The 20,784-nt window shown below is 64.7% G+C and carries 19 protein-coding genes; 3 read left to right on the top strand and 16 right to left on the bottom strand.

From position 1 onward, the window contains the following. Positions 1–244 precede the first annotated feature (244 nt). From P6U31_RS34545 to P6U31_RS34555, 3 genes are read right to left on the bottom strand one after another with little or no spacing between them, the layout of a single operon-like run. A complete protein-coding gene (locus tag P6U31_RS34545; protein WP_407186061.1) occupies positions 245–1,231 on the bottom strand; it encodes an SGNH/GDSL hydrolase family protein in 987 nt (328 codons plus the stop codon). A 12-nt stretch (positions 1,232–1,243) separates the two neighbouring features. After that, positions 1,244–2,023: an SGNH/GDSL hydrolase family protein gene (locus tag P6U31_RS34550; RefSeq protein ID WP_407186062.1), complete on the bottom strand. Its 780-nt coding sequence runs from the start codon at positions 2,021–2,023 to the stop codon at positions 1,244–1,246. Next, positions 2,023–3,273, bottom strand: coding sequence for an OpgC domain-containing protein (locus tag P6U31_RS34555; protein ID WP_407186063.1), 1,251 nt, complete (start codon positions 3,271–3,273; stop codon positions 2,023–2,025). The genes P6U31_RS34550 and P6U31_RS34555 overlap by 1 nt, the downstream gene beginning before the upstream one ends. A gap of 239 nt (positions 3,274–3,512) precedes the next feature. Between P6U31_RS34555 and apaG the strand changes: the two genes are divergently transcribed. Together apaG and P6U31_RS34565 are read left to right on the top strand one after the other, a co-directional pair. Then, entirely contained in the window at positions 3,513–3,905 is a 393-nt protein-coding gene (gene apaG / locus P6U31_RS34560) for a Co2+/Mg2+ efflux protein ApaG (RefSeq protein ID WP_407190041.1), read from the top strand. Between the two features lie 314 nt (positions 3,906–4,219). Continuing rightward, the gene (locus P6U31_RS34565; protein ID WP_407186064.1) at positions 4,220–5,209 is read left to right on the top strand and encodes an integrase core domain-containing protein; all 990 of its coding nucleotides are present in this window, start codon (positions 4,220–4,222) and stop codon (positions 5,207–5,209) included. Positions 5,210–6,188: 979 nt separating this feature from the next. Here P6U31_RS34565 and P6U31_RS34570 read toward each other — a convergent pair. The 3 genes from P6U31_RS34570 to P6U31_RS34580 form a co-directional block, all read right to left on the bottom strand. Next, entirely contained in the window at positions 6,189–7,196 is a 1,008-nt protein-coding gene (locus P6U31_RS34570; protein WP_407186065.1) for an Hsp33 family molecular chaperone, read from the bottom strand. 275 nt (positions 7,197–7,471) lie between these two features. Continuing rightward, on the bottom strand, positions 7,472–8,407 hold the full coding sequence (gene argF / locus P6U31_RS34575; protein WP_407186066.1) for an ornithine carbamoyltransferase: 936 nt from the start codon (positions 8,405–8,407) through the stop codon (positions 7,472–7,474). Next, positions 8,407–9,615, bottom strand: a complete 1,209-nt coding sequence (locus tag P6U31_RS34580) for an aspartate aminotransferase family protein (protein WP_407186067.1) — start codon at positions 9,613–9,615, stop codon at positions 8,407–8,409. Before P6U31_RS34580 ends, argF begins: the two co-directional genes overlap by 1 nt. A gap of 458 nt (positions 9,616–10,073) precedes the next feature. Here P6U31_RS34580 and P6U31_RS34585 point away from each other — a divergent pair, with 458 nt between their 5' ends. Further along, positions 10,074–10,586, top strand: a complete 513-nt coding sequence (locus P6U31_RS34585) for a GcrA family cell cycle regulator (RefSeq protein ID WP_014491301.1) — start codon at positions 10,074–10,076, stop codon at positions 10,584–10,586. Between the two features lie 239 nt (positions 10,587–10,825). Here the strand turns inward: P6U31_RS34585 and phoB are convergent, their stop codons facing one another. The 10 genes from phoB to P6U31_RS34635 form a co-directional block, all read right to left on the bottom strand. Beyond that, a complete protein-coding gene (phoB, locus tag P6U31_RS34590; RefSeq protein WP_008143479.1) occupies positions 10,826–11,533 on the bottom strand; it encodes a phosphate regulon transcriptional regulator PhoB in 708 nt (235 codons plus the stop codon). Positions 11,534–11,556: 23 nt separating this feature from the next. Next, positions 11,557–12,273, bottom strand: coding sequence for a phosphate signaling complex protein PhoU (gene phoU, locus P6U31_RS34595; RefSeq protein ID WP_407186068.1), 717 nt, complete (start codon positions 12,271–12,273; stop codon positions 11,557–11,559). Positions 12,274–12,284: 11 nt separating this feature from the next. Further along, complete coding sequence (pstB, locus tag P6U31_RS34600) at positions 12,285–13,106, bottom strand: phosphate ABC transporter ATP-binding protein PstB (protein WP_092289110.1); 822 nt, start codon at positions 13,104–13,106, stop codon at positions 12,285–12,287. Then, a complete protein-coding gene (gene pstA / locus P6U31_RS34605; protein ID WP_407186069.1) occupies positions 13,103–13,948 on the bottom strand; it encodes a phosphate ABC transporter permease PstA in 846 nt (281 codons plus the stop codon). The genes pstB and pstA overlap by 4 nt, the downstream gene beginning before the upstream one ends. Position 13,949: 1 nt before the next feature. Beyond that, positions 13,950–14,939, bottom strand: coding sequence for a phosphate ABC transporter permease subunit PstC (gene pstC / locus P6U31_RS34610; protein ID WP_407190042.1), 990 nt, complete (start codon positions 14,937–14,939; stop codon positions 13,950–13,952). A gap of 137 nt (positions 14,940–15,076) precedes the next feature. Further along, positions 15,077–16,090 (bottom strand): phosphate ABC transporter substrate-binding protein PstS, encoded by a 1,014-nt coding sequence (gene pstS / locus P6U31_RS34615; protein WP_407186070.1) that lies wholly within the window; start codon positions 16,088–16,090, stop codon positions 15,077–15,079. Between the two features lie 144 nt (positions 16,091–16,234). Beyond that, a complete protein-coding gene (locus P6U31_RS34620; protein ID WP_407186071.1) occupies positions 16,235–17,533 on the bottom strand; it encodes an ATP-binding protein in 1,299 nt (432 codons plus the stop codon). Between the two features lie 48 nt (positions 17,534–17,581). Then, positions 17,582–18,637, bottom strand: a complete 1,056-nt coding sequence (locus tag P6U31_RS34625; protein WP_407186072.1) for a UPF0104 family protein — start codon at positions 18,635–18,637, stop codon at positions 17,582–17,584. A gap of 434 nt (positions 18,638–19,071) precedes the next feature. After that, positions 19,072–19,368 (bottom strand): hypothetical protein, encoded by a 297-nt coding sequence (locus P6U31_RS34630; protein ID WP_407186073.1) that lies wholly within the window; start codon positions 19,366–19,368, stop codon positions 19,072–19,074. Between the two features lie 2 nt (positions 19,369–19,370). After that, positions 19,371–20,765 carry an OmpA family protein gene (locus P6U31_RS34635; protein ID WP_407186074.1) on the bottom strand — a complete coding sequence of 465 codons (1,395 nt, stop codon included), beginning with the start codon at positions 20,763–20,765 and terminating at the stop codon, positions 19,371–19,373. Positions 20,766–20,784 lie beyond the last annotated feature (19 nt).

The raw sequence follows: 20,784 nt of genomic DNA on the forward strand, positions 1-20,784 counted from the left end.
TCCCTGGAGGGCTACCGCATATGAGAGTGATGTCGCGTGTGGCGCATCCTTCGAGACGCCCGCCGTTGGCGGGCCCTTAGGATGAGGACCGAGTGCGTTTCGCTGGTTTCGAGGGCTCCGATGCCGCTTAGCCTCATCCTGAGGAGACCGCTGAAAGCGGTCGTCTCGAAGGACGAGGCGTGCGCTCAGCTCGTGCAAAGAGCCACATGCGATTCCCCTGCCCTCCAGGGGAGGGTGAATCAAACTACATCGGCCGATACGTTCTCACGTCAGCAGGCACGTTCACGCCGATCTTGATCTGACCGACGGAGCGGATGATGTCGTCGCCGAGCAGTTGGGCGAAGCAGGCATAGCCCCAATCGTTCATGTGCAGGCCGTCGGCGATGACGAAGCTCTCGACCGGAATCGACTGGTTCTCGTGCCAGTCGCGCATCACCTCGAAGCGCGGGAAGATGCCGACGTGACGAAGCTCGGCGACCTTGCCGAGCAGCTTGATCATCTTGCCGGCGCTCTCCTTGCGCTGGTTGACGGCCGGCGAATATTGCGGATCGACCAGCACGATATCGGCACCGCCGGCGGCCTGGATGCGGCTAATGCCGTCCTCGACCAGTTTGGCGGTGTCGCCGGGATCGAGGTTGCGCAGCACGGCATTGGTGCCGACCTGCCAGATCACGAGATCCGGATGCACGTCGATCACCTGCGTCTGCAGGCGCCTCATCATCTCGGGCGCATCCTCGCCGCCGACGCCGGCATTGATGACGGTGATGTCAGCAGTCGGGTAGTGACGCCGCAGCTGCGCGGCGAGGCGGTTCGGATAGTTGAACTCCGGCGAGCTCGCGCCGAATCCTGCCGTGGACGACGAACCGAACGCGACGATGACGACGGGCTGGCCGGCGACGAGCTTGCTTGCGACATGCGGCAGCGAGCCCATCGCCGTCGAGCCGCCCTTCGGCGGCAGGCAAGGCACGCGGCTGAAGATGTCGGCGGCGGACTTCGCGACCTCCTTCACCTTGTCGATGGCGCGCGACGTGGCGCCGCGCTGCTCGGACGACCTTGCCGCGACGGTGGTCTGGGAGGACGCAGCGGGCGCGGGATCAGCCGACTGGGCAGGTGCGGGGCTCGGCTGTGCGGCTGGCGTCTGCGCATGCGAGGCCGGCGTCAGCAACAGCAGCGCCGCCATAGCGGGCGCAGCCAGCCATGACGTCAGGCAAAAAGGGCGGAGAGAACTCATTAACGCTAGACCTCAATTTTGCTGCTGGGCCGGCTCCAGATGGGCAGCGTCGATCACGAACTGTGCCAACGCCCGGCCAAGGCAATCATGGACCTGCTTCGCCAGCTCGGGCCCGCGGGACGGGCTGAACAGGTCGAATTGGCCCTGATCATTCCACTGCCGCATGATCGCGAAACGATCGAACAGCGGGATGTCGTGCTCCTGCGCCACGACGCGCATATTATCGAGAAAAGGCTGCGCCGAGATCATGGTTTCGGTGCGCGGGCTGTACTGCAAATTCATCAAGACGACGTCGGCCCCTGCCTTTTGCAGCGCAGCAACCCCGCCGGTCACGGCGCCACGAAATTCGTCGGGATCGATGGATCGGATAGCATCCACGGTCCCGGTCTGCCAGATGACCAAAGTAGGCGTTTTTGCTTCCATCAGCTTAACGAAGGTGGAGGCGGTCTCCTCTGCCGTTTTCTTGCTCTGTATTTCTACGGAGACGTGCACCGATTCCGAAGGCGGCAGCTTCTCCTTGAGGATCGCCTCCATGCGGGCCGGATAGGAGCTGCCCTCCGAGGACGGAATCGTGGTCGAGCGGCTGCCGATCACCAGGATATCGAGCGGTTTGCCAGCCTTGATCGCGTCGGCAACCTTGGGCAGCTGGCTTTCGCTGGTCAGCAGATAGGGCGGCAATTCGCAGGCCGAGGGCGCAGCGGGAGCAGCGGACACGGCATCGCCCGCGCGCGCCAAAGGCGTGGCGAGGCCACCGCATAGCAGGATCAGGCTCAGGAGAACCTTCGCCTTCATCAGCCCCCTCCCGCCAGATCGGCGTTGCCGACGGCGTTTTTGGTTTTCGCACCGCTCTTGTCAGCCACGCTCTTGTACCATGAAATCACCCAGGCCACGCCCCACATGATCAGGACCCCGGAGAGACTAATCAGCGCATGCATGGCTGCGCCGCCGGAGACTTCGGCGAGAATGAAATGGCCGGCGAAGGCCAGGAAGACGCCGAGGCAGAAGATCTCGAGGGAATGCTGGCCGCACAGGATCAAAGGCCGCAACCAGCGCGATTTCAAGCCCGGCCAGTCCCGGGGCAGGAAGCGCACGGTGAGCGCGGCCAGCGCCAGGAAATGCGTGAAGCGCAGCACGTCCAGATCGGTCTTGTCGATCGGATACATCCACTGCTCGATCCGCTTCGGCATGAATTGGGAGAGCTGCGGCACGTACCAGGTCAGCGTCACGTAGAACGCCGCACCAAGATAGGCGATCGAGATCCACATCGTCACCGGCGAGGCCAGGATACGCGACATGCGGCGCGCACCTCCGAGCGCGCACCATGCACCGAACACGAACAGCAATTGCCAGGCGAAGGGGTTGAAGGCCCAGAAGCCGTTCGGATAGGCCGACAAATACAGATCGTACTCCCAGGTGACCGCGTAGAGCACGACCGAGAGGCCGAGCGTGACGTCGGGCCGCCATTTCATCGACCATAGGATCAAGGGCAGCGCCAGCATCAGCACGATATAGAGCGGCAGAACGTCCATGTTGACGGGACGGAAGCGCAACAGCAGCGCCTGCACGATGGTGACGTCGGGCTGCTTGAGGAAGTCCATGATACCCATCTCTTCGGTGTAGAGCGGGTTCTCGAACCTGGTCGCGACGTAGGAGATTTCGGCGAGGAAGATCGTGAACAGGAAGACGTGGGCGACGTAGATCTGCCAGACCCGGCGCAGGATGCGCGCGGTGGCGATGAGGACGCCGCTCTCCAGCATCGCCCGGCCATAGACGAACGCCGCGGTGTAGCCGGAGATGAAGATGAAGATCTCGGTGGCGTCGCTGAAGCCGTAATTGCGGATCGTGAACCAGGTCAAGAGACTGGGCGGCAGATGGTCGATGAAGATCAGCCACAGCGCAAGCCCGCGGAATAGGTCGAGCCGGAGCTCGCGCTCGCCGATGGCGGGCAGCGTGATGGCCGGCGCCCTCGTACGCGGCTTCGTCTCCGCAGGCTGGGCGGTTCCCGCGATGGTCGATCCCGTCACTTGGTCGGCAATGGTCATCGGGGCCCAGAAACCCTTCCGCAAATCGCGACGTCTCAAGGAGTGTACCGGTCCGGTCGGCATCTCGCAAAGCGGCCGGATCACACGAGGCCCCCCCGTGGGTGTTTCCCTATGGGGGTATTTTCGTCGGGGTGGTGTTTTCCTCGGGGTGTCATTCCCTTCGAATTCTGGCGGGACGATGTCGCCAAAGCCGCGCGCGGCGTTTGGTTCCGGAGCCGGATTTCGGTATGGTAGCAGCCATGTACCGCGCCGTGACCCGCCAGATCGAAGTGACCGTCGAGCCGAACTATGTTCCGGAGCAGTCGTCGGCCGACCGCTCCCGCTATTTCTGGTCCTACACCATCGTCATCACGAATTCCGGCGAGGAAACCGTGCAGCTCAAGACGCGGCACTGGATCATCACCGACGCCTCCGGCCGCCAGCAGGAGGTGAAGGGCGAAGGCGTGGTCGGCGAGCAGCCGATCCTCGCCCCCGGCGAGCGCTTCGAATATACCTCCGGCGTCCCGCTCTCGACCGCCTCCGGCTTCATGACCGGCCGCTATCAGATGGTCAGCGAAAGCGGCGAGCGCTTCGAAATCGACGTGCCGGCGTTTTCGCTCGACAGCCCGGACAGCAAGCGGGTGTTGAATTAAGGGCGACGCGCTTCGTGTCCCGGACAAGCCGCAGCGCCTCGCGGCGGTGCGGCGCAGAGCCGGGCCCCTGCGCGAAACGGCATGATGCGGATGGAGCGGCCCTGGCTCTGCAGCGCATCACTTCGTGCTGCGCAGCGTCGGAGCACGAGAGCGGAGTGGGAAGCGCATACTCTCTCCACGTCATTGCGAGGAGCCCTTGCGACGAAGCAATCCAGAATGCCTCCGCGGAAAGATTCTGGATTGCTTCGCTCCGCTCGCAATTGTGCATGTTCACTAATTCGCTGATTGGATCGCTCCAGCGGAGGAACGATCCGATGCGAGACAACAGCTATGACCGAACGGTTGAACGCAACTATCTGCAGAAATGGCGTTTTCTGATTTCAGAGTATGAGGCGGTAAAGGCTGGCCGATCGCCGCTGTTCAAGCGGGTCGGTGACTTTTACCGGCACCACGGGACCTGCTCGCAGACGTTCCGCAAGTATTACAATCGCTATCTGCAGAGCGGCGAGGAAGCGGACCTGCTGCCGCGGCGGCGTGGCCCCAAGTGGCGGGAACGGCGCGAGCCGGAAGGGATCGAGACGGAGATCGTCGCCCATCGCCAGCAGGGGATGAACCGTTATGAGATTCATGCCGTCTTGCGCGAAACGCGCGACACAGTACCTTCGCCGATCACGATCTACCGGGTGCTGAAACGCTACCGTCTGAACCGCCGTACGCCGGCGATGCGTGAGGAGAAACGCCGTATTATCAAGGACAAGCTCGGAGAGCTGGGCCACGTCGATCTGCATCAATTACCGCGCGATATGTTCCTCGCGCCACCCCCGGTCACGGCCTACATCATCAGCCTGATCGACAGCTGCTCGCGTCTGGCCTGGGCAGAGGTCCTGACATCCAAGAAGGCGCTGCCGGTCATGTTCAAGACCCTGAAGATGATCAACACCCTCAACGTCACCTACGGGCTCGTCTTCCAGGAAATCCTGTCTGACAACGGCGCCGAGTTCGCCGCCCGCACCAAGCCGGGCGAGCATCCGTTTGAGGCCATGCTGCTCGAGCTCGGCATCAAACACCGCTACACCAGGCCCTATCGGCCGCAGACCAACGGCAAGGTGGAACGCTTCTGGCGTACCCTCGATGACGACGTCATCGACGGCGCGACCTTCGACAACCTCGACCACTTCGCCAATGAACTGTTCGAGTACCTCGTTTACTACAACAACCACAGACCCCATCAGGCCTTGGCAGGACTAACCCCCAAGGCCTTCGCCGCTACCAAGACCACCGCGATCCAATCAGCGAATTATTGAACATCGACAGCAATGACGGAGAATGACGCAAGGGCATCGCTCTTTCCGCTACATCTCGCTTGCAGACGCGCCTATGCAGCCTCGCGGCTCGAATCGCCCGAGCTTTGCTGGTCTCGCCACCCTCTTGAGCCAAGAGAGCGCAGGGAAGGCCGGGTGCCCGCTTGCACCCGCGGTCCGCTGCGCGAAATGCACGCGCAAAAAGAACCGCACAGCAGCATACAGGTGTAGCCAATCACTCGGCCTTCCCTGCGCGGTGGTCGGACGGCTTATGCCGTGCTCTCCCGGGAGCCGAGTTCGTTCTGGCCTCCCTCGCCGTTCGAATTGGATGATGCCGTCTGCCCGGTTGGGCTCGCGCACATCTTCGATCCGGCTTGACCGTAGCAACGACGGCCAGGACCACACGGTTTTGCCGTACGCACGGCCCGCCATGTCGCCGCAGTATTTCCGGCCCTGTCGACGAAGCCGGAAACTTACCAGCGAGACGAAGCCTAGCAGCGCCGTTCGTCTGCACGCGGGTTACGAGCTCACAGGGACTACCCGCCCTGCCCGCCCCGTCTCGTGCCGACGCTGCCGCGTCCACCGCAAGCCCGGCTCGCGAAAATGACGACTCAAGATCGCCCCTCCTGGATGAGCCGGGATGTGCGACACATACGTCATTTCCGAATTTCGGTAAAGTGGAATATTTTTTGGCGGAGCGGATTGACACGGGGCGACACACACCCGTTCCGTCGCTCGAAAGCCCGGCAAGGCGCTCACCAGCGAAGCGTGAGGAGCGGCTTCTCCGGGGTGCTGTGAACTGCTTCACAAGCCCGACGCTTTCCTCGATCCACGAGGCGGGTTTACGCCTTCGGCCAACTCACCCCTCGAGCTGCCGCCTTGCCGCGCCGCGAGCGGGCGCCGGGCGATGTCGTGGTCGTTGAAGAACTTCGAATATTCCTGGTCCAGGTCCGCGCGGCTGACCCACCCAGCGCAGGCGGGCCTACGCGTCCTCCACGCCCGCCTCGTGCGGGGTGAATTGATAGACCGACGAGCAGAACTCGCAGGTGACGACGACCTTGTCGTCCTTGACCATCGCGGCGCGGTCGTCGGGCGAGAAGCTCTTGAGCATCGCGGCGACTGCATCGCGCGAGCAGGAGCACTGCGCCTTGAGGGCAATCGGATTGAACACGCGCACGCCGCGCTCGTGGAACAGGCGGAACAGCAGCCGCTCGCCGGAGAGCTCGGGGTCGATCAGCTCGACGTCCTCGACGGTCTCGATCAGCGAACGCGCTTCGACCCAGGCGTCGTCCTCGGCGACGCTGTGCACCTCGACACCGTCAGGGGCATCACCGGGATGCAGGTCCGCCTGCCGCGCGCGCTCGGGCGCCTTGGGCAGAAACTGCATCAGCATGCCGCCGGCGCGCCAGCGATGCTTGCCGCCGTCGCTCGAGCGCCATTCCTCGCCGACCGCGAGGCGCACGCGCGTCGGGATCTGCTCGGAGCGCAGGAAGTATTCGTGCGCGGCATCTTCCAGGCTGCCGCCGTCGAGCGCGACCAGGCCCTGGTAGCGGCTCATGTCGGGACCCTGGTCGATGGTCATGGCGAGGTGACCACGGCCGAGCAGCGCGCCGGAATCTTTGACGTCACCGAGGCGCGCGGCATCGAAGCGTGCATAGGCGCGCAGGCGATCCGGTGCCTGATAGTCCACCACCAGGAACGACACCGGCCCATCGGTCTGGGCCTGCAGGATGAAGCGGCCCTCGAATTTCAGCGCCGAGCCGAGCAGCGTCGTCAGCACGATGGCCTCGCCGAGCAGCTTGCCGACCGGCGCGGGATAATCGTGCTTGGTCAGGATATCGTCGAGCGCCGGGCCAAGCCGCACCAGGCGCCCGCGCACGTCGAGCGCATCGACCTCGTAAGGCAGCACGGCGTCATCGATCGGAACCGCGGATGGCGCGCGAACCGGGCCTTCAGGCCCGGTTTTCATGTCAGGGGATTGGGAAACCATGGGGCGTATCTGGGGTCGGAGGAGGAAAATGGAAGGGGAGCGGCTGCTGCATATTCCGCTGTCGTCCCGGACAAGCGCAGCGGCGACAGCGCGAAGCGCTGTCGGTCGCGAAGCGCAGATCCGGAACTCATAGCCACAGGCATTCGTTTGGCGAAGAACATCGGCCTCCAACCCGTCACAAGAGAGATCACGCGGTATGGGTGCCGGATCTGCGCTGACGCTTGTCCGGGACGACGGCGGAGAATGGGGCCAGCAACGCAGCCCCACCACCGAGATCACTTCACCGCGTCAAAGCACCAGGCCAGAATGCCCTTCTGCGCGTGCAGGCGGTTTTCGGCCTCGTCGAACACGACCGATTGCGGACCGTCGATCACCTCGTCGGTGACCTCCTCGCCACGATGAGCGGGCAGGCAGTGCATGAACAGCGCATCGGGCTTGGCGAGCGACATCAGCTTGCTGTTGACCTGGTAGGGCTTGAGCACGTTGTGGCGATGCTCGCCTTCCTTGTCGCCCATCGACACCCAGGTGTCGGTGACGACGCAATCGGCACCGCGCACGGCGGCTTCCGGATCGGTACCGAGAACGATCGGCGCGCCCGTCGCCTTGACCCAGTCGCGCATCGCCTTTTTCGGCGCGAGCTCCGGAGGAGTGGCGACGTTGAGCTGAAACCTGAAGCGCTCGGCGGCATGCGCCCAGGACGCCAGAACGTTGTTGTCGTCGCCCGTCCAGGCCACCGTCTTGCCCTCGATCGGGCCGCGATGCTCCTCATAGGTCATGAGGTCGGCCATCACCTGGCAGGGATGCGAGCGCCGCGTCAGGCCGTTGATGACGGGCACGGTGGCGTTGGCCGCAAGCTCCAGCAGGGCCTCGTGATTGAGGATGCGGATCATGATGGCATCGACGTAACGCGACAGCACGCGTGCGGTGTCGGCGATGGTCTCACCGCGGCCGAGCTGCATCTCGGCGCCGGTGAGCATGATGGGCTCGCCGCCGAGCTGGCGCATGGCGACGTCGAACGAGACCCGCGTGCGGGTGGAGGGCCGCTCAAAGATCATCGCCAGCGTCTTGCCTTCGAGCGGCCGCACCGGCTGATGCGCTTTCTGCTTCGCCTTCATTGCGGAGGAGGCCGCGAGCATGCGCTTGAGCTCCGACAGCGGCAGCTCGTTGATGTCGAGGAAGTGCTTCGGGGTCTTTGTGGGGGACTTGCTCATCAGCTTGCCGCCCGCTTGGTCTGGCTCGCCGACAATGCGGTGCAGGCACGCTCCAGCCGCCCGACGCTGTCCTCGATCTCGGCTTCGGTAACGATCAGCGGCGGCAGGAAGCGCACGACATTGTCGCCGGCCCCGACGGTCAGCAGTTTCTCGTCGCGCAAGGCGGCCACGAGATCGCCCGAGGGCACCACGGCCTTGATGCCGATCAGGAGGCCCTCGCCGCGCACTTCACTCACGATGTCGGGGTGACGGTCGATCACAGAGGCGAGCTTCTGCTTGAGCAGCAGCGACATCTTCTGCACGTGGTCGAAGAAGCCTGGCTTGAGCATGACATCGAGCACGGCGTTGGCCGCGGCGATCGCCAGCGGATTGCCGCCGAAGGTCGAGCCGTGCGAGCCAGGCCCCATGCCGGCCGCCGCATTCGCGGTCGCCAGCACCGCGCCGATCGGGAAGCCGGCGCCGAGCGCCTTCGCCAGCGACATCACGTCAGGCGTGACGCCGGTGCGCCGATGCGCGAACAGATCGCCGGCGCGGCCCATGCCGGTCTGCACCTCGTCGAATGCGAGCAGCAAGCCCTTCTCGTCGCAGAGCTGGCGCAGCGCCTTGAGGAAGCCGGGAGGTGCCGAGCGGACGCCGCCCTCGCCCTGGATCGGCTCGATCAGGATGCCGGCGGTGTGCGGACCGATCGCCTTCTTGACGGCTTCGAGGTCGCCGTGCGGCACCTGGTCGAAGCCATCCATCGGCGGGCCGAACCCTTCGAGATATTTGGCGGAGCCTGTCGCGGCCAGCGTCGCCAACGTGCGGCCGTGAAAGGCGCCTTCGAAGGTGATGATGCGGTAGCGCTCCGGATGGCCCTTGGAGAAGTGATGATGGCGAACCAGCTTGATCACGCCCTCCAGTGCCTCGGCGCCGGAATTGCAGAAGAACACGAAGTCCGCAAAGCTCTCGCTGCACAGGCGCGCGGCGAGCTTCTCGCCGTCCGGGCTCTGGAACAGGTTCGACATGTGCCACAGCTTGGTCGCCTGCTCCTGCAACGCCTTGATCAGATGCGGATGGCAATGGCCGAGCGCGTTCACCGCGACGCCCGAGGTGAAATCGAGATAGCGATCGCCGTTGGTCGCGATCAGCCAGCAGCCTTCGCCGCGTTCGAAACCGAGGTTGGCCCTGGCGAAAACGGGGAGCAAATGCGGCGCTGCGCTGTTAGTCATGACGGTCACTTGATGTTGCGGACGGTGTGAGGCGTGCATTGCGCAACGCACCATTGACCGGCCCGGAAAACGAAACGTGCCGCCTTTTAAGGGCGGCACGCGGCACTATCTTATGCTTGGTGAACCCGGTGTCAATGCCACCTGGAAAGCCTCAGGAAAGGCTGATTCCGTAGTCTTGCGGTGGCGATTTTGCGGGTTTTTCACCACGGAACATGTGGAAGCGAGTCGGCGGACTCTTGCGCGTGAGTCACGCCATATTGTAGCGTTTGAACTGTCAGATACGACATCTCGTGCAGCGGTTCTGATCCCAAGAGTCCTCATGTACCGGCGTAAACGTTCGGGCGTCAGTCACGCGCCCGGCGAGCCTTAAGGGATTCTGACGGCACGGGTTTTTCGAGGCTTAGGCATTCGCCGCAAGGGCGCCAGGACGGCAGCCGCGCGGCGAGGGAAAGGGTGCAATGACGGTTTTGACCTGGTCCGATGATCGCGTCGAGCAGCTTAAGAAGCTCTGGGAGGCCGGGCTTTCGGCCAGCCAGATCGCAGCAGAGCTCGGCAATGTGACCCGCAACGCCGTGATCGGCAAAGTGCACAGGCTCGGTCTGTCCGGCCGCGCCAAGAGCCCGTCATCGGCCGCGCCCCGGCCGCGCAAGGCGCGTCCCGCACAGCACATGATGCGGGTGACGCGCCCCATCGCGCGCGGCAACACTGCGCTGGCGCAAGCCTTCGAGGTCGAGGTCGAGGCCGAACCCGTTACCTACGACAACGTGGTGCCGATGAGCCAGCGACTGTCGCTGCTCGAATTGAACGAGGCGACCTGCCACTGGCCGGTCGGCGATCCCTCGAGCCCGGATTTCTTCTTCTGCGGCGGCAAGGCGCTGTCCGGCCTGCCCTACTGCGCTCAGCACTCGCGCGTGGCCTATCAGCCCGCGGCGGATCGCCGGCGCGCACCGGCGAAGCCGGGCCCGCGGTGAGCTTGTTCTGAGATCAAGAAGCAGCCGTCCACGGTGACGGTTGAACAATCCGATGTCGTCCCGGACAAGCGCGCCACAAGCGCGCGCAGATCCGGGACCCATAGCCACCGCAGGATGTGGTGACGGGGACTCGGAGTTACCTATTTCGCAAAACAACCACGCCCTGTGGTTATGGTCCCGGATCTGCGCTGACGCTTGTCCGGGACGACACCAATATCGCGGCGGCTCTCTAAATTAGCTTACGTCTGCTCGGCCTTCGCGAAGCGATCGTCGAGTGCGTAGCCGGCACCGCGGACGGTGCGGATCGGGTCCTGCTCGCGGCCGAGATTGAGCAGCTTGCGCAGGCGGCCGATATGGACATCCACAGTACGCTCGTCGATGTAGATGTCGCGGCCCCAGACGCTGTCGAGCAGCTGCTCACGCGAGAACACGCGGCCGGGGTGCTCCAGGAAGAACTCCAGCAGGCGATATTCGGTCGGGCCGAGATCGATCGGCCGCCCCGAACGCGCCACGCGGCGCTTGTCGCGGTCGAGCTCGATGTCGCCATAGGCGAGCACGGTGGCGAGCCGCTCCGGGCTGGCACGTCGCAGAAGACCCTTCACGCGCGCCAGCAGCTCCGGCACCGAGAACGGCTTGACGATGTAATCGTCGGCGCCGGTCGCAAGCCCGCGCACCCGCTCGCTCTCCTCGCCGCGCGCCGTGAGCATGATGATCGGCAGCTGCTTGGTCTCGGGACGGGTGCGCAGGCGGCGGCACAGCTCGATGCCGGACAGGCCCGGCAGCATCCAGTCGAGCACGATCAGGTCGGGAATGTGCTCCTTGAGGCGGGTGTCGGCATCGTCGCCGCGCATCACCGTCTCGACGTCATAGCCGTCGCCTTCGAGGTTGTAACGCAGAAGCTCGGTGAGAGCTTCCTCGTCCTCAACCACCATAATGCGTGCGCCCATGGTGTCGTCGCTCCTTCAAGTCTTCAGGTATTCGGAATCGTCGTGGCGAACGTGGTCATGTCGCCCTTCGGCCGCTTGTCGGTGATCGCCTGGCCCTCGATCATGTAGAACACGGTCTCGGCGATGTTGGTGGCGTGGTCTCCGATCCGCTCGATGTTCTTGGCGCAGAACATCAGATGGATGCAGAACGAAATGTTGCGCGGATCCTCCATCATGTAGGTGAGGAGCTCGCGGAACAGCGAGGTGCAGATCGCGTCGACTTCCTCGTCGCCCTTCCAGACCGCCATCGCCGCCGGCAGATCGTGCGCGGCATAGGCGTCCAGCACGCTCTTGACCTGCTGCTGCACGAGGTCGGTCATGTGCTCCAGGCCGCGGAACAGTTTGAGCGGATGGAAATCGGTCTCCAGCGCCGCGACGCGCTTGCCCATGTTCTTGGCGAGGTCGCCGATCCGCTCGAGGTCGGTCGCAACGCGCATGGCGCCGACGATCTCGCGCAGATCCACCGCCATCGGCTGGCGCCGGGCGATGGTGAGCACCGCGCGCTCCTCGATGCGCTTCTGCAGCGCGTCGAGATCGGCGTCGGTGGTGACGACGCGCTGGCCGAGCGCGATGTCGCGGCGGATCAGCGCGTCGACGGACTCGACGATCATGCGCTCGGCGATTCCGCCCATCTCGGCGACCAGGCGGGTGAGCTCCTGGAGGTCGGTGTCGAAAGCCTTTGCGGTATGTTCAGAACCCATGTCCCGTCTCCTCAGCCGAACCGGCCGGTGATGTAATCCTGCGTGCGCCGGTCGCTCGGCGACGTGAAGATCTTGCTGGTGTCGTCGAACTCGATCAGTTCGCCAAGATACATGAAGGCCGTCTTGTCCGACACGCGCGCCGCCTGCTGCATGTTGTGGGTGACGATCGCGATCGTGTAGTTCTCGGACAGTTCCTGGATCAGCTCCTCGACCTTGGCGGTCGAGATCGGGTCGAGCGCCGAGCAGGGTTCGTCGAACAGGATCACCTCGGGCCGCACCGCGACGGTGCGGGCGATGCAGAGGCGCTGCTGCTGGCCGCCGGAGAGCGACAGGCCCGAGGCGTTGAGCTTGTCCTTGACCTCGTTCCACAGCGCGCCGCCGCGCAGCGCCTTCTCGACGCGATCGTCCATCTCGGACTTCGAGATCTTCTCATAGAGGCGGATGCCGAAGGCGATGTTCTCGTAGATCGTCATCGGGAACGGCGTCGGCTTCTGGAACACCATGCCGACCCGGGCGCGCAGCAGGTTCAGGTCCAGCTTGGGGTCGAGGATGTTGGTCTGGTCCAGCATGAGCTGACCGGTGGCGCGCTGCCCCGGATAGAGGTCGTACATCCGGTTGAAGATGCGCAGCAGGGTCGACTTGCCGCAGCCCGACGGGCCGATGAACGCGGTGACGCGGTTGGTGCCGAGCGTCAGGTTGATGTTCTTCAGCGCGTGGTGCTCGCCGTAATAGAAGTTGAGGTTGCGCACCGTCACCTTGGCGGGCGCTTCCGGCAACGGCTGCTGCGAGGCCAGATGGGCGTTTGAACTCACGGATACGGACAGGTCGGTCATTTTGCAGTCCTCTCGGCGCCGAGGATGCGCGCGCCAATGTTCAGGGCAAGCACGGTGATCGTGATCAGCAGCGCGCCGCTCCAGGCGAGTTGCTTCCAATAGGCGTAGGGGCTCTGCACGAAATTGTTGATGGTAACCGGCAGGTTCGCCATCGTCTTGTTCAGGCTGAGGCTGAAGAACTGGTTCGACAGCGCGGTGAAAAGCAGCGGCGCGGTTTCGCCGGCGACACGGGCGGTGGCGAGCAGCACGCCGGTGATGAGGCCGGAGCGCGCGGCGCGGTAGGCGATCCGCTTGATCACCAGCGAGCGCGGCAGACCGAGCGCGCTTGCCGCCTCCCGCAGCGCATTCGGCACCAGCAGCAGCATGTCCTCGGTCGTGCGCAGCACAACCGGGATGACGATGACGGCGAGCGCCAGCGCACCTGCGATGGCCGAGAAGCCGCGCATCGGCACCACCACGGCACCATAGATGAACAGGCCGATGATGATCGAGGGCGCCGAGAGCAGGATGTCGTTGATGAAGCGGATCACCGAGGTCAGTTTGTCGTTGCGGCCGTACTCGGCAAGGTAGGTGCCGGCGAACAGGCCGAGCGGCGCGCCGATGCCGACGCCGAGCACGGTCATGATCAGCGAGCCGACGATGGCGTTGAGCAGGCCGCCTTCGGTCGAGCCGGGCGGCGGCGTGTTCTCGGTGAAGATCTGCAGGTTGAGGCCGGCCAGGCCGTTGTAGAGCAGCGTCACCAGGATCAGCGCGAGCCAGGTGACGCCGAAGGCGGCGGCGGCGACGCAGAGCCCGCGGACCACGATGTCCTTGCGGCGGCGACGTACGTAGATCGGGTTCATCTCACTTCCCCGCCTTCTTTTCGAGACGCAGCAGCATCAGCCGCGCGGCCGCGAGCACGAAGAACGTCAGCACGAACAGAAGCAAGCCGAGCAGGATCAGGCCGGATTGGTGCAGGCCGTCGCTCTCGGCGAACTCGGATGCGATCGCCGCCGAGATCGTGGTGCCCGGCGCGAAGATCGACGAGGAGATCCGGAACGAGTTGCCGATGATGAAGGTCACCGCCATGGTCTCGCCGAGCGCGCGGCCCAGCGCCAACATGACACCGCCGATGATGCCGACGCGGGTATAGGGGATGACCACACTGCGGACGACTTCCCAGGTGGTGCAGCCGACGCCGTAGGCGGCTTCCTTCAGGACCGGCGGCACCGTCTTGAACACGTCGACCGAGATCGAGGTGATGAAGGGCAGCACCATGATGGCGAGGATCAGCGCGGCGTTGAACAGGCTGAGATAGGACGGAGGCCCGGCGAAGATCGCGCCCAGCACGGGGACGCCGTCGAACACCCTGATCATGAAGGGCTGGAACGTGTTGGCGAGGAACGGACCCAACACGAAGAAGCCCCACATGCCGTAGATGATCGAGGGAATGCCGGCGAGCAGCTCGACCGCCATGCCGATCGGGCGGCGCAGCCATTGCGGGCACAGCTCGGTGAGAAAGATCGCAATGCCGAGACCGACGGGAATGGCGATCAGCATCGCGATGAAGGAGGTGACGAGCGTGCCGTACATCGGCCCGAGCGCACCGAGCACGGGCGGATCCGCCGACGGCGCCCAGCGCTGCGTCCACAGGAAGGAGATGCCGTATTCCTTCATCGCCGGAAAGGCCCCGACGATCAGCGAGACGATGATGCCGCCGAGGATCAGCAGCACCGAGATCGCGGACAATCGCGTGATCCAGTAGAAGGTCACGTCGCCGAGCTTGAACGCGCTCAAGGCCTTGGCGCGGTCGTACGGTCCGGCGTCGTCGATTACATCGCTCTGAACGGCCATCTCAGCCACGCCAATCCCCTGTACCCATTATATACGCTTGTTGCCGGTTGTTGTGGTCTTGCGCTCCGGACACGGCGCAAGGCCGATCCGGAGCGGAGGTTTTTCGAGCTCCCGGCGCGATGTCCGGGACAGGAGCGTTAGCTCTTGATCTCGGCGGCCCAGGTCTTCTCGATCAGCTTGACGACGCTGTCCGGCATCGGGATGTAGTCGAGCTCTTCAGCCGCCTTGCCGCCGTTCTTGAAGGCCCAGCGGAAGAACTTGATGGCCTCCTGCGAGGCCGCCTTGTCGGTGGCATCCTTGTGCATGAGGATGAAGGTCGCCGCCGTGATCGGCCAGGACTTGTCGCCGGGCTGATCGGTCAGGATGACGTAATAGCCGGGCGCCTTGGCCCAGTCGGCGTTGGAGGCCGCCGCCTGGAACGCCTCAACGGTCGGCTGGACGGGCTTGCCGGCCTTGTTGACGAGACCGGTGTAGGTCAGCTTGTTCTGCTTGGCATAGGCGTACTCGACGTAGCCGATCGAGTTCTTGGTCTGGCTGATGTTGCCCGACACGCCTTCGTTGCCCTTGGCGCCGACGCCGACCGGCCACTCGACCGCGGTGCCCTCACCGACCTTGCTCTTCCAGTCCGCGCTGGCCTTGGAGAGGTAGTTGGTGAAGTTGAAGGTGGTGCCCGAACCGTCCGAGCGACGGACCACGGTGATGGCTTCCGCGGGCAGCTTCGCGTTTGGATTGAGCTTCTTGATCGCGGCGTCGTCCCACTTGGTGATCTTGCCGAGATAGATGTTGGCCAGGGTCTCGCCGTCGAACACCAGTTCGCCCGGCTTCACGCCCTCGATGTTGACCACGGGAACGATGGCACCCATCACCATCGGCCACTGGACAAGGCCGTCCTTCTCGAGCTGCTCGGCCTTGAGCGGCGCGTCACTGGCGCCGAAGGTCACGGTCTTGGCCTGGATCTGCTTGATGCCGCCGCCCGAACCGATCGACTGGTAGTTCAGGCCGTTGCCGGTCTCCTTCTTGTAGGCGTCAGCCCATTTGGAATAGATCGGGAACGGGAAGGTCGCGCCGGCTCCCGTGATGTCGGCCGCAAAGGCTGCCGTCGTCGATGCGGCGACCAAGCCGGCAACGACCATCGTCTTGAGGAAATTCATGCTGGTCTCCATACAGGGGAACGAAGCGCCATCCGCGCCCGATCGCGCTCCCCGCGCCGCCCCTTTAGGAGCGGTCGGCTGTGCTTTTACGAAGGTTTCGTGACAGTCGGATGACAGTGTCAACCACTTGAAATCACTTGGATTTCAGGCCGCCGCCGGGGCCTTGCCTTGGGGAAAACAGGCGGTGAAAGTCGCCCCCTGCTTGGGCACGCTTTCGATCAAAAGCCGGCCGCGATGGCGGTTAAGAATATGTTTCACCAGCGATAATCCGAGCCCGGTGCCGCCTTGCGAACGGCTGTCGCCGACGTCCACCCGGTAGAACCGCTCGGTCAGCCGCGGCAGGTGCTCGGGTGCGATGCCGGGACCGAAATCGCGCACCATGATCCGGACTTCCTGAGTTCCGTCAGGGGCCGCGGCCGAGGTCAGCGACACGATGACGCGTCCGCCGGAGGCGCCGTATTTGAGCGCGTTCTCGATCAGATTTTCGAACAGGCGGAGCAGCTCCTCGCGATCGCCCGCAATCATCACCGGCCCTTCCGGTAAATGGATCTCGACCTCGACCTGGCGCTCGCGTGCGAGCGGCTCCAGCCCGTCGGCAACCTGGCGGATGATCGGCAGCAGGTCGACCAGGGTGTCGGGCCGGACATGGGCCGACAGCTCGACCCGCGACAATGACAAGAGATCGTCGATCAGCCGCGCCATGCGCGTGGCCTGGTTGTGCATGATGCCGAGGAAGCGCTCGCGCGCCTTGGGATCGTCCTTGGCCTGGCCCTGCAGCGTGTCGATGAAGCCCGATAGCGCGGCGAGCGGCGTGCGCAGCTCGTGGCTGGCATTGGCGACGAAGTCGGCGCGCATCTCCTCGACCCGGCGCAGCGGCGTCTGGTCGTGGAAGGTCATCAGCATGCATTTGTCGGCGCCGCCGAAGCTGGTCGGCACCGGTACCGGCGTGATCATGAGCTCCATCCAGCGATCGACCGGGACGTGATCGAGATAGCTTGCGCGCCGCGGCTCGCTGGTCGCGATCGCCTCGCGCAGCGCCGTGATGATCTCCGGCGAGCGCAGCGCGAACTGGGCGAGCTCGTTCTTGCGCAGCGCCGGCGCGAGCTGGGCGGCGGCGGCGTTGAGGTGGATGACGCGGCCGGCGCGGTCGAGCAGCACCGCCGGGTCAGGCATGCCGGCGACGACCGCGGCCACCGCCGCGCTCTCAACCGGGTTGATGCGCCTGACGTCGTCGCGCGAGGCGGCGGGGTCATGCAGCCGCCACGGGATCAATGCAGCGGCCGCGATGCAGAGGAACACGATCGCGGCATGCAGCGCCGACAATTCGCCGAGCGAGACGATGACGGACAGCGCCAGCGCCGCAGCGATCAGGATGATGGTCGAGTGCCGCAGCCGGTCGGACCAGGGCTGGGCGGGGGGAGAAGATGGGGCGTCGATCGCCATCGGGGCGGACTTCTCCTGGGGCTTGTCTCGTCTGAAGGCCTGGCGCCATCAGACACCGCTGTCGCTACGCTCTCTCACATAGGCGGCTTCACGCGCCGGACCGGGGTCGAGCTTGAGCGCCGCCTGCTGCAAGCGCTTCGATCGTGCGCCGATGATAACTTCGCGAAACGTCAGCAAGATTACAGATATGACAAAGGGCGACAGATAATAGAGGACGCGGAACAGCAGCATGCCGCCCAGAAGCTCCTCGCGGTCCATCTGCCAGAGGCCGACCAGCATGGCGGCGTCGAACACACCGAGGCCGCCGGGCGAGTGGCTGGCGAACCCGAGCAACGTGGCCGAGACGAAGATCACCGCGACCACCACGAAGCCGAGATTGGGCTCGTCCGGGACCAGGACGTACATCGCGAGCGCGCAGAAGCCGAGATCGATGATGCCGATCGCGATCTGGAGCAGCGTCAGCGGGCCGCCCGGCAGCACCACGGTCCAGGGCCCGCGGCCGACCACGCGCGGCTGGGTCCAGACCCAGACCACGTAGGCGACCAGGCCTGCGATGATCGCCAGCGCCAGCGCCCGGTTCAGCCAGGGCGGAAGCTGGTCGATCGCGGCGGCGGCCTCGGGATGATAGGAGATGCCGAGGCCCAGCACGGCGGCATTGCCGAGCCAGAAGGTCAGGCCGGCAAGGAAGCAGATCTTGGCGACGTCGATCGCGTTCAGCCCGTAGGCCGAATAGATGCGGTAGCGCACCGCGCCGCCGGTGAAGACGGATGCGCCGACATTGTGGCCGATCGAATAGCTGGTGAAGGCGGCGAGCGCATTGATGCGATAGGGCACATGAGCATGGCCGATCGCGCGCGTGGCGAACAGGTCGTAGAAGGTGAGCGTGAAATAGCCCGCGGCGACGAACAGCGCCGCCATCGCAATCTGGCTCGGCTCGGTGCTCTTGATCGCCTCGAGAACCTCGTTGACATCGATGCCGCGCAGCATGTGGTAGAGCACATAGCAAGCGATGCCGATGACCGCGATGCTGATCACAACTCCGAGCTTATGCAGGATTTGCTTCTGGCGCAGAAACGTCATCGCCCTGCGGATGGCTTCCAGCATCTAGACCTCAAACAACGCTTCAGCGGCCAGAGCGGCCGGCGGACAGGCAGACGACGCACAGGCACTCAACGAACCCTCGCCGCCGGATCCGGCATCGCGCATGCCCCCTGTCTCTCCACTAGCGCGTTTTCGGGCGGAGTGGAATTCGCCAAATGGAACAAAAACGCGTGCATTCAATGTTTTAGGCAGATTGCAGGCTCCCGATGCACGGTTTGGCGTCTTCGGCGGCAGGACGTGACGCGAATCTCCTTGGCAATCCTGCGCAGGCGCCATGAAGTTTTGATGATTTCAGCCGCACAATGTTCCGTCACGCCTTAAGCGGACGTCAATCTATGGGGCGGCCCCGCCTGCTGAAAAAGGGGCAAATCCCGGGCGTCGTTCACGGCTTGTCCGATGCGCCTGATGGTCGGGGAGCCGAAAGGCGGGCCGAAGGCTCAGGCCGCAGGCTGGCTCCGCGAGACGACGCGGTCGCGCAGCCAGGCGCCGATGGTGCAGCCGACAAGGTAGCAGGCGAACATGACCAGGCCGAGGTCGAGCCAGTAGCCGAAGCGACCGGGGACCACATGAGCGAGCGAGGCCGCGACCAGGCCGGCGGCCAGCGCGGCAAGCCAGCGCGCTGTCACCTTCGAGGTGCCGTTGCCGCGCTGGACCACCGAAATCCAGCCCATGCAGAAGCCCAGCAGCACCGAGCCGATCAGCCACCCCAGATGGAACGAGACGAGATAGGGCATCGTCACCTCACCAGAAATTCGATGCGGCGGTTCTGCGCCTTGCCTTCGTCGGTGTCATTGCCGGCGACGGGCTGGGTGCTGCCATGACCGACCGCGGTGAAGCGGCCGGCGGGCAGGCCGGCCTTGACCAGATAGTCGATCACCGCCTGCGCACGCTTCTCGGAGAGGGCCCGGTTGAACCCGTCCTCGCCGTCGGCATCGGTGTGCCCGGCGATCTCGATATTGGTGGTGGGGCAGCGCAGCGCCGTCTCGATCAAATGATCGAGGATGGCGGCCGAGTCCGGATCGATATCGGCGCGCTTGGCGACAAAGCGGATATTGCCCTTGGCCAGGAGGTCCGTGAACAATTGCTGGCACACGGTGCCGTCGACCGGACCTGCCGCAGGCTTCACGGTGATCTCCGGCTTGTACTGCCAGTTTTTCGGGAAGTCCTTGCCGAGACCGGCGCGGATGTCGTTGGCGGCGCCCTCGTAGAGCGCATCGCCCGACAGCTTCACCTCGCGGTCCGAGACAACGAGCGTGCCGGTCGACAGTCGCGACAGCGCGCCGAGCGCTGCGATCACGGCCGCGTTGAAGGAGCCCGGGGCGCCGATGCTGGCCTTGAGATTGTCGACGACTTTCTCGGTGAAGAATTTTCGCGCGGCACTGGTTGCGATCGCCGCGTGCACATTGTTGTCGGGCACGTAGCCGGTCAGCGTCACGGTCGCCGCGACCGGATCCTTGTAGGCCTGGAAGATATAGGGCGGCGCCTTGATGTCGTTGGCGGCGATCGAAAAGCCCTCGGGCAGGTTCTTCAGCGCCGCCGCAATCGCCTCGCGGCCGCCGAGCTCGCGCGCCATGCCCGACAAATTGACCTTGGTATCCGTGATCGTGATCTTGCCGTCCTTCAGCTTGCCGATCTGATCCAACAGCAGCGTCGCGGCCGCCTCGAAGCGCGGCGGCGCACCGCGCGCCAGGCCCATCTGGTCGGCCACCTCGACGCCGCCGACCTCCTTGCGGGCCGCCTCGGTCAGGCGCGCCTTAATGGACGGCAGGGGCGCGGAGCCCGACAGGGTCACCCGCACGACGTCGCGCTCGGCATTCCAGACGAAGGGCTTGGCCTCGGGAACAAGGCGGGTTCGGTCGTCGATCAGGCGCACGCCGGGCACGGTCTCGACCGCCATCACGGCGTCGCGGCGCCCCTCCTCGGAGAAGGCGTCCGCGGCCAGGCTGACGTCGCGGCCGTCGACCGCGATCCGGGTCTTGTCCAGGACGGTCCCCTTCAACGCGGCCGAGCTGCGGGCCGACAGGTCGGCTTCGACCGGTAAGGTATTATTCCAGGCCGCAAATCCCCACATGACGGCCAGGGGAATCAGCCCCGGCCACCATTTGCTGGCCCACCTGAAAAGCTTCTGCATTCGACGACCCGAACTCTGG

The sequence above is a fragment of the Bradyrhizobium centrosematis genome (genome assembly GCF_045571495.1).
GTDB lineage: Bacteria > Pseudomonadota > Alphaproteobacteria > Rhizobiales > Xanthobacteraceae > Bradyrhizobium > Bradyrhizobium centrosematis.

Coding starts and splice junctions, on each gene's coding strand:
- P6U31_RS34545 (WP_407186061.1), bottom strand. CDS start 1,231: ATGAGTTCTCTCCGCCCTTTTTGCCTGACGTCATGGCTGGCTGCGCCC.
- P6U31_RS34550 (WP_407186062.1), bottom strand. CDS start 2,023: ATGAAGGCGAAGGTTCTCCTGAGCCTGATCCTGCTATGCGGTGGCCTC.
- P6U31_RS34555 (WP_407186063.1), bottom strand. CDS start 3,273: ATGACCATTGCCGACCAAGTGACGGGATCGACCATCGCGGGAACCGCC.
- apaG (WP_407190041.1), top strand. CDS start 3,513: ATGTACCGCGCCGTGACCCGCCAGATCGAAGTGACCGTCGAGCCGAAC.
- P6U31_RS34565 (WP_407186064.1), top strand. CDS start 4,220: ATGCGAGACAACAGCTATGACCGAACGGTTGAACGCAACTATCTGCAG.
- P6U31_RS34570 (WP_407186065.1), bottom strand. CDS start 7,196: ATGGTTTCCCAATCCCCTGACATGAAAACCGGGCCTGAAGGCCCGGTT.
- argF (WP_407186066.1), bottom strand. CDS start 8,407: ATGAGCAAGTCCCCCACAAAGACCCCGAAGCACTTCCTCGACATCAAC.
- P6U31_RS34580 (WP_407186067.1), bottom strand. CDS start 9,615: ATGACTAACAGCGCAGCGCCGCATTTGCTCCCCGTTTTCGCCAGGGCC.
- P6U31_RS34585 (WP_014491301.1), top strand. CDS start 10,074: ATGACGGTTTTGACCTGGTCCGATGATCGCGTCGAGCAGCTTAAGAAG.
- phoB (WP_008143479.1), bottom strand. CDS start 11,533: ATGGGCGCACGCATTATGGTGGTTGAGGACGAGGAAGCTCTCACCGAG.
- phoU (WP_407186068.1), bottom strand. CDS start 12,273: ATGGGTTCTGAACATACCGCAAAGGCTTTCGACACCGACCTCCAGGAG.
- pstB (WP_092289110.1), bottom strand. CDS start 13,106: ATGACCGACCTGTCCGTATCCGTGAGTTCAAACGCCCATCTGGCCTCG.
- pstA (WP_407186069.1), bottom strand. CDS start 13,948: ATGAACCCGATCTACGTACGTCGCCGCCGCAAGGACATCGTGGTCCGC.
- pstC (WP_407190042.1), bottom strand. CDS start 14,939: ATGGCCGTTCAGAGCGATGTAATCGACGACGCCGGACCGTACGACCGC.
- pstS (WP_407186070.1), bottom strand. CDS start 16,090: ATGAATTTCCTCAAGACGATGGTCGTTGCCGGCTTGGTCGCCGCATCG.
- P6U31_RS34620 (WP_407186071.1), bottom strand. CDS start 17,533: ATGGCGATCGACGCCCCATCTTCTCCCCCCGCCCAGCCCTGGTCCGAC.
- P6U31_RS34625 (WP_407186072.1), bottom strand. CDS start 18,637: ATGCTGGAAGCCATCCGCAGGGCGATGACGTTTCTGCGCCAGAAGCAA.
- P6U31_RS34630 (WP_407186073.1), bottom strand. CDS start 19,368: ATGCCCTATCTCGTCTCGTTCCATCTGGGGTGGCTGATCGGCTCGGTG.
- P6U31_RS34635 (WP_407186074.1), bottom strand. CDS start 20,765: ATGCAGAAGCTTTTCAGGTGGGCCAGCAAATGGTGGCCGGGGCTGATT.